The following is a 6,293-nucleotide window of genomic DNA, read 5'->3' as shown; positions in this document are numbered from 1 at the left end:
TCAGTCGCTCTTGAGCGGCGCATCGATTGGCCCGGTGTCGGTGTCGGCGATCAGCCGCACGCCGGCGGCGGGCTGGAACGCCCCCGCGGGCCAGGAGACTTCCGCTCCGGGCAGGACATAACCCACAAGGCCCTTGCGTTCGGCAAGGACCGCGCCGCTGGCGTCGCCGATGCGCAGATTGGCCAGGCGCAGGCGACGGGTTCCGGTGTTGCGCCCGACGAGGGCCGCGCCGCCGTCCTCGGACGGCCGCAGGCGCCACTCGATCTTGGGCCGCTCGCGACCGGAACCGAAGAAGAGAGGGATGGAATGGCGCATCAGCAGCGTGACCTGCCGGCCGGTCTCGCTGAGCGGCGGCGGCAGTTCGTCGACGATGAGGCGGTAGGATTCCTCGGCCTCCGGCGGGCGGCCGTCGAGCCGCACCACCCGCACCGTGCGGCTGGCGCCCGGATCGACCTTGGCGATCGGCGGGCTGACGACGACGCCGGTGGCGGGCACCAGCACGTCGCGGCCGTTGGCCTGGGTCCAGCGGAAGACCCGGATCTGGACGTTCAGCGCCGCGGCGTCGTCGTTCTGCAGCGTCAGGGTGGTCGCGTTCTGGCCGGCGGGCAGGTCCAGGCTCACCGGGCTGACGCGCAGCGACGCGGCGGTCGCCTGCGCGCCGCCGAGCGCGGCCAGGGCCAGACCGGCCAGGAGAGCGACCGCGCGCATGTCAGTAGGTGATCGTCACCGCGACGAGGTCGCTGTAGGCGCCCTCGGCCGGGGTGGACTGGGCCGCGACGCGGCCATAGGCGGTGTAGGACTGCACGGCGCCGTTGCCGGTGCCGGCCTGGGTGTCGACGTTCTGGGTGACGCCCCAGACCTGGGTGCGGCTCGCGTCGCGGTAGAGGGCGTAGCTGACCGTGTCGTTGGCGGCGCTGGTCATCTTGCGCGCGGCCACCGTGGCCCCCGTGCCCGCCCCGGCGCTCAGAGCGACGGTGTAAGGCGTGGAGTTCGTGCACTGCACGCCGATGGTGCTGGTAGTATCGATATTGGCGTCGATGACACCGCGCGACCCGAAACTCACATTAGAGGCCGACTGCACCTTGCATTCGCCCTGGATGGTCAAGTTGACCTGAAAGGAACTCGACGCCGTCGCAGCGGTCGCCGAACCAGACATCGCCATAACCGCAAAGGTTCCAATGACGAAAACTGAAGTCGCTATTTTTTTCATGTCCGGCCGCCCCTTCTGGAAATTCGAACAGGTTTTCACTCGCGTAAGACTTGCTGCTCTCGCCATTGCCGAGTGATTAACGTGTATTAGGGGTCGGGTGCGACGGCCCGCCGCACAGGTTCACTCGCCCGAGCGGGGAATTTCGATACACGTCTCTATCGAAAGTGGCGGCAAGTCCACTTTTGGGACGCGGAAAGATTGAGTCAGTAAGGAAAACGTCGGTTTTCGACCACTGTTACGCAAGCTTGGCCGCAACAACGGAATTTCGCCCTTTTCCGTAAAGTCCGGACCCGTTGCAGAGGCAACATGTCGCACTTGGCCGACGAGGGAAAAATGGAGGTCTCGGCCTTTCCCCGCAACGGATGCGCCGGCTTTCGACAAAAGCCGGAGACGACCTCCAAGCCGGGACGCCGCCAGACCGGCAGCATGACGGCGTTGGTCGGGCGCTTCACCGCGGCGCCGACCGCTCCTCGCGGCCTCGCCTCTCCCCCAAAGACGGCCGCCCGACCGCCGCTTCGCCCTCCCCGCCCCCCCGCGGGCGAGGCGGCGGTCCCCGGAGAGGGAACGTACGGCCGCGCTACGGCTTCCTAGTCACAGGAGGCCCGCCATGCCCGACGCCGATCCGACCAAGATCATTCCCCCCGCCCGCAAGCCCGATCTTTCCGACCAGACCGAGGAACGCTCGGCGGCTTCTGAGCGCGACGCCATCGATCTCGAAGAGCCCCGCACCGTCCGCTACTGGACCGAAACCCTGGGCGTCAGCGAGGAACAGCTGCACACGGCCGTCGAGCACGCCGGGGTGTCGGCCGAGGAGGTGCGCAAGTACCTGGGCAGCCACAGCTGAAAGCGCTCGCCCCGCCCCGGATTGCTACGTGAACGACACTCGACAGGCGCATCACAACCGCGAGGGTTTAGTTAATTCGATCGCTTGACTCTAGGATGTGCGACGCGTTGAACTGCGTGTGAACCTGCCGGGGGGCGAAGGTGTCGACACTGTCAGCGACGGGCTTTGGCCTGCTCTTCATCATCCTGCTCTGTCTTGGGCTTTGGGCGGGCCGCCGAAAAACGCCGCCCGCCTATGAGCCCGATCTCGCGACCTTTCTGACCCTGCTGGCGAACCGCGGCGGCGTGGTGGCCGAAGACGACCGGCTCCTGGACGATCCGTGCTGGGAACAGGCTCTGGAACTGGGCTTGGCAAGCGCGGGCGGCGGCTGGAGCACCCAGGCGGCGCTGACCGGCCGCGGTCGTCGCTTCCTTCGCGCGCACCGACGGCTGGTCGCCGAGCACGTGAAATCCATGATGCCCCTATCGACCGCCGGGCCGCCGCCACGGTCTCCGGCCGATCGCCGCAGGGCCGCCATGCTGGAAGAAGAGTGGTAGGCCTGGAGGGCGTGCGAAAAGCGAGGTCCATCAGTCACATGCGCTGTCAAACCGCTACTGAGGCCATATAAGCGATTCAAAGACTTAACAGGCGAGTGTCAAACCTTGCTGGGCGCCAGATTAGCCGCCTAACAAGCCAGCACCTACGCTAGGTCGATTGACTCTTCCGGCCGACGAGAAGAGAACATTTGCGGAACATTCTGGAGCCGACAAATGCCCTCTCCTCCGCGCTCAAGAGCGCGTGACGGCGTACGCCCACGCGTCTACCTGACCACCATCGCCAAGCTGACCCGAGTTCGAGCGTCATCCGCCGACCCGGATTCCCGGACGCTGCATTTCACCTTCCCCCAGAACACCGGCGGCTCGAGCCGATCGGCGGCGGCTTTTGTCGAGGTCGGAGACGTGCCCGATTTCGTCGGAGAGAGCGCCTGGTTCGAAATGGAGAAGGTCCAGCGCGGCGCCGGCCGGCGCTGGCCCTGGTGGCGCGCCGTGCGTCAGGTGGAGCCGCCGGCAGGTGCCTGAGCCATCCCCCAGCGATCGCCGGAAGGCGGCCCAGCTGAGCGACACCTTCGCTGGCGTGCGTCTGGTCGAAGCCCTGGAGCGCGGCTGGGAGATCGGCTTCCGCTGCCAGTTCTGCGGCGCAAGCAAGACCTGGCGGCGCGACGTCATGCTCGGCCGGGCGCGCCCCCTGTTGAACTGCACCATGGACCAGATCCAGGCCAAGGCGGTCTGCCCTCGGTGCCAGGGACGCATGCCGATCATGACGTTCAGCGGCGTGCTCCAGCCGGCCAATCCGGAGCGCGCGCGCTGGGAGGTCATCAACACCCTGCTGGAGGCGGGGCTGATCCCCGCTCACTACGGCTACGGCCACAATGGTCGATGACCCGTGGCGCAGATCTGGCCAACCCTGCGGCGCATCAAGTCGTCGTTGACGATCCGATGCATCCGTTGCGGCAACGTCGCCGTTTGGAGTCGCGAGAAAGCGATCGTCAACCTTGGCGGCCACACCATGCCGCACGAGATCCGTCGCAAGTTGAGATGCAGCCGGTGCGGCGCTCAGGGCCGCAAAGACCTAGTCGATGTCGATGCACAGATGTAGCGTTTCAAGCATGACCGAATGGAAGAAGCCCGATCGCGCGCCTGACCACGAGCAGTTCGAGGAGGGCGCGCCACCCGACGACATCAAGCAGATCGAGAGTGATGCGCGCCATCACTTCGAACTCTTCGTCGACATGGGCGACCCGGAACATGCCCCTCGTGGGTGGTGGGTGCTGCGCCGCTGGGACCGGCGGGCCGACGATGTGTAACCTCTACAGCCTCAAGACGGCCGACCTGTTCGAGACGTGGGCGAAGGTCCTGCGCCTGCCGGTCGTGTGGGAGGGCCAAGCCAGCAACTTCGAGCCGCGACCTGAAATCCGCATGACCGAGGCGGCTCCGATCGTTCGGCTTGTCGAGGGCCGGGCGGTCGTGTCGATGACGCCCTGGGGCTGGCCAGGGCCGCGCGGCCCTGTCTTCAACTTCGTCAGCGAGGGGCGCGACTTCTCCTCAAGCGACCGCGTACTGATCCCTGCGGACGCCTTCTATGAGTTTACGGCGCCGCAGCCAGGCCAGAAGCGAAAGACGCGCTGGCGCTTCACCATGCCGGCCAGCCCGCTCTTCTGGATCGCCGGCATCGTCAAACACGGCGCATGGGCCATGCTGACGACTGAGCCGGGGCCAGACATCGCGCCCTACCACGACCGCCAGGTCGTGGTGCTTCCCGGTGAGCGTGGCCGGGAATGGCTCGACCTTACCGGGCCGCCCGCCGAAATCCTTCAGGCCTTGCCCGCCGGCGCCCTCGCCGTCGAGAGGGATTTTCCACCACCAGCCGTTGACCTTTTCACCGCATGAGCGAGCCCATCGACTACTGGCGCGAGGTCGTGCGCCGCGGCGTACTGGCCGTCGGCTATTCGCTGCAACGGACGGTTGGAGAGCCGATCCTTTCGGCCGAGCTTGTTCAGCCCCAGGAAGGCTTGATGCTTCGCGCCGCCTACGCCGCGATCGAGATGCACAAGCTGGCGGGCGTCGAGAGCGGCACGCTGGTCCACGCAGCCCGTCGGCGGCTGGCAGCCGCCCTAGCGGTCAGCCCGGCCGCCCGAGAGCTAGCGGCCTATCAGGAGCTGCTTACGGCCCGTCTATGGGCGGAAGTGGCGGACGATCCGCCTCGACGCTTGGAGAGCCTCGCCTACCCGCACGAGGAGTAGCCTCAGGGCAGGATCGAGGCGGCACGGTGGGCGTTCTTTCACCATGCTCACCCCCTACGGCCACACCTTCAGCATCACCGCGCGCGGCCAGAAGTGGTCCGGCATATGGGAGGTCGACGGAAAGGACGTCTGCATCACCAGCGCCTTCGGATCGGCACGCCGCCCAGCTGGCCGTCGGTCGCCGTCTGCAGTTGCGGAGGCCGCGCTGGCTGACCTCGTGGCGGCGTGGTGCGCGCGCTAAGCGCCCGCCCCCCAGCTGCTGGCGAAAAGGCTTAAGCCGGCCAGCAAAACGCCCACCAGAAAGGCGCCTGTCGCAACGATCAGCCACCCTCGATTTCGACTGTGCCAGCGGTTGAAATGCATTTTCCTCGCCGCGCTCAGTCGCTGCCTGGCGGCGTACCATTCGTTTTCGTATTGGTGCTGAAGCGCCCAGATCTGGATGTTCACCCACCCAGTCACGGCAATGCCAAAGGCGAAGCTGAATAGAGCCAGGGCGATGGCCACCTTGGCGCATGCGGCAAAAGCCACTTTGCCGGCCAGCGCTCCGATCAGGCTGAGCGTGGCGACCGCCGCGCCGCCGTTCATGAGGAACGTGGAATTGACCGCTGCGCCATAAGCGCGACTGTGGAAATTCTCCGACATCAGGCCGCCGCAGCGCCTGGCTCATAGGTCAGGTGACGCCAGAGCCATTGGTCGAAGGTCAGGGACGCCACGTAGTCCTGATAGGTCCGCGCCGGCGGAGCCCACTTCACGCCGAAGTGGTCGATGACCTTCGGATGAAGCGGCACCTCCGGCAGCTGGGTGTCGGTCGCCGCAACGATCTTTCGCGCGATGTCAGCGTGCTCCGGCGCAAGGCCCAGGAAGTCGCATATGGGGTCCGCAAGGCGGCTGTAGGTGACAGGCGCCGGATGCCAGAACATGTTGAAGATCTGCTCGTCACGGAACCAGCTTTCGATCCATTCCCCCATGGCGACGTCGCTCAGTCCGTCGAGGAAGCGGTAGCGGGCACGGTGGGTGTCCATCATGCGATCAAGGTCGAACTTGCCGCTGAAGTCGAAGGCAAGGTAGCGGCGGCGCGCCTCTAGCGGGTGGAGGCCAGAGCGTCGCAGTTCGTTGACCAGAAGGTCGCCCGTTGCGATTGGGCCAGGCACCCCCGGGATGATCCGATCGTCATGGGAGTCGAACGGCCACAGCGGCCGAAAGTAGAGAGCTGGCAGCCGCAGAGCTTCGCAGCCTTGCGGCGGCGCAGGCTGCTTGCGCGTCACTTGGTAGATGACGCGATCCGTACCGGCCGCGGCCAGCGCCTCGCGCGCGCCTGGCTGCTCGCCATCGATGTAGCTGACGCTGTCGGGAAAGTCCGGAAAGTAGTCGGAGATCTTCCCGAAGCACTCGGCGAGCCGCCCCATCTGGCAGTTGCCGTAGAACAAGATCCTGGAGCCCATGCGGGAAATCTACCGCAA

Annotated in this window: 11 protein-coding genes; 7 read left to right on the top strand and 4 right to left on the bottom strand. The window is 66.3% G+C overall.

From position 1 onward, the window contains the following. Both AC1RRS_RS09015 and AC1RRS_RS09010 read right to left on the bottom strand, forming a co-directional pair. Entirely contained in the window at window positions 1–708 is a 708-nt protein-coding gene (locus AC1RRS_RS09015) for a fimbrial biogenesis chaperone (RefSeq protein WP_487291558.1), read from the bottom strand. A gap of 1 nt (window position 709) precedes the next feature. Further along, the gene (locus tag AC1RRS_RS09010; protein ID WP_255580321.1) at window positions 710–1,156 is read right to left on the bottom strand and encodes a Csu type fimbrial protein; all 447 of its coding nucleotides are present in this window, start codon (window positions 1,154–1,156) and stop codon (window positions 710–712) included. Window positions 1,157–1,817: 661 nt separating this feature from the next. Between AC1RRS_RS09010 and AC1RRS_RS09005 the strand changes: the two genes are divergently transcribed. The 7 genes from AC1RRS_RS09005 to AC1RRS_RS08975 all read left to right on the top strand — a co-directional run bounded on the left by AC1RRS_RS09005 (window position 1,818) and on the right by AC1RRS_RS08975 (window position 4,833). Then, window positions 1,818–2,054, top strand: coding sequence for a DUF3606 domain-containing protein (locus tag AC1RRS_RS09005; RefSeq protein ID WP_492854861.1), 237 nt, complete (start codon window positions 1,818–1,820; stop codon window positions 2,052–2,054). A gap of 140 nt (window positions 2,055–2,194) precedes the next feature. Next, complete coding sequence (locus tag AC1RRS_RS09000; protein WP_492854860.1) at window positions 2,195–2,590, top strand: hypothetical protein; 396 nt, start codon at window positions 2,195–2,197, stop codon at window positions 2,588–2,590. 213 nt (window positions 2,591–2,803) lie between these two features. Beyond that, window positions 2,804–3,112 (top strand): hypothetical protein, encoded by a 309-nt coding sequence (locus AC1RRS_RS08995; protein WP_492854859.1) that lies wholly within the window; start codon window positions 2,804–2,806, stop codon window positions 3,110–3,112. Further along, window positions 3,105–3,473 (top strand): hypothetical protein, encoded by a 369-nt coding sequence (locus AC1RRS_RS08990; protein WP_492854858.1) that lies wholly within the window; start codon window positions 3,105–3,107, stop codon window positions 3,471–3,473. The genes AC1RRS_RS08995 and AC1RRS_RS08990 overlap by 8 nt, the downstream gene beginning before the upstream one ends. A 226-nt stretch (window positions 3,474–3,699) precedes the next feature. Beyond that, window positions 3,700–3,897, top strand: coding sequence for a hypothetical protein (locus tag AC1RRS_RS08985; RefSeq protein WP_492854857.1), 198 nt, complete (start codon window positions 3,700–3,702; stop codon window positions 3,895–3,897). Further along, window positions 3,890–4,480 (top strand): SOS response-associated peptidase family protein, encoded by a 591-nt coding sequence (locus AC1RRS_RS08980; protein ID WP_492854855.1) that lies wholly within the window; start codon window positions 3,890–3,892, stop codon window positions 4,478–4,480. Before AC1RRS_RS08985 ends, AC1RRS_RS08980 begins: the two co-directional genes overlap by 8 nt. After that, a complete protein-coding gene (locus AC1RRS_RS08975) occupies window positions 4,477–4,833 on the top strand; it encodes a hypothetical protein (protein WP_492854854.1) in 357 nt (118 codons plus the stop codon). The genes AC1RRS_RS08980 and AC1RRS_RS08975 overlap by 4 nt, the downstream gene beginning before the upstream one ends. Before the next feature lie 237 nt (window positions 4,834–5,070). Here the strand turns inward: AC1RRS_RS08975 and AC1RRS_RS08970 are convergent, their stop codons facing one another. Next, window positions 5,071–5,475, bottom strand: a complete 405-nt coding sequence (locus AC1RRS_RS08970; protein WP_492854853.1) for a hypothetical protein — start codon at window positions 5,473–5,475, stop codon at window positions 5,071–5,073. Further along, window positions 5,475–6,275, bottom strand: coding sequence for a WcbI family polysaccharide biosynthesis putative acetyltransferase (locus AC1RRS_RS08965; RefSeq protein ID WP_492854851.1), 801 nt, complete (start codon window positions 6,273–6,275; stop codon window positions 5,475–5,477). The genes AC1RRS_RS08970 and AC1RRS_RS08965 overlap by 1 nt, the downstream gene beginning before the upstream one ends. Window positions 6,276–6,293 lie beyond the last annotated feature (18 nt).

The organism is Caulobacter sp. GW821-FHT12A07 (genome assembly GCF_058807655.1).
The sequence above is the reverse complement of the archived record's forward strand: the minus strand, read 5'-3'. Positions and strand labels throughout refer to the sequence as shown.

Excerpts from the sequence above, each read along its gene's own strand:
- AC1RRS_RS09015 (WP_487291558.1), bottom strand. The coding sequence starts at position 708 with ATGCGCGCGGTCGCTCTCCTGGCCGGTCTGGCCCTGGCCGCGCTCGGC.
- AC1RRS_RS09010 (WP_255580321.1), bottom strand. The coding sequence starts at position 1,156 with ATGTCTGGTTCGGCGACCGCTGCGACGGCGTCGAGTTCCTTTCAGGTC.
- AC1RRS_RS09005 (WP_492854861.1), top strand. The coding sequence starts at position 1,818 with ATGCCCGACGCCGATCCGACCAAGATCATTCCCCCCGCCCGCAAGCCC.
- AC1RRS_RS08995 (WP_492854859.1), top strand. The coding sequence starts at position 2,804 with ATGCCCTCTCCTCCGCGCTCAAGAGCGCGTGACGGCGTACGCCCACGC.
- AC1RRS_RS08985 (WP_492854857.1), top strand. The coding sequence starts at position 3,700 with ATGACCGAATGGAAGAAGCCCGATCGCGCGCCTGACCACGAGCAGTTC.
- AC1RRS_RS08980 (WP_492854855.1), top strand. The coding sequence starts at position 3,890 with ATGTGTAACCTCTACAGCCTCAAGACGGCCGACCTGTTCGAGACGTGG.
- AC1RRS_RS08975 (WP_492854854.1), top strand. The coding sequence starts at position 4,477 with ATGAGCGAGCCCATCGACTACTGGCGCGAGGTCGTGCGCCGCGGCGTA.
- AC1RRS_RS08970 (WP_492854853.1), bottom strand. The coding sequence starts at position 5,475 with ATGTCGGAGAATTTCCACAGTCGCGCTTATGGCGCAGCGGTCAATTCC.
- AC1RRS_RS08965 (WP_492854851.1), bottom strand. The coding sequence starts at position 6,275 with ATGGGCTCCAGGATCTTGTTCTACGGCAACTGCCAGATGGGGCGGCTC.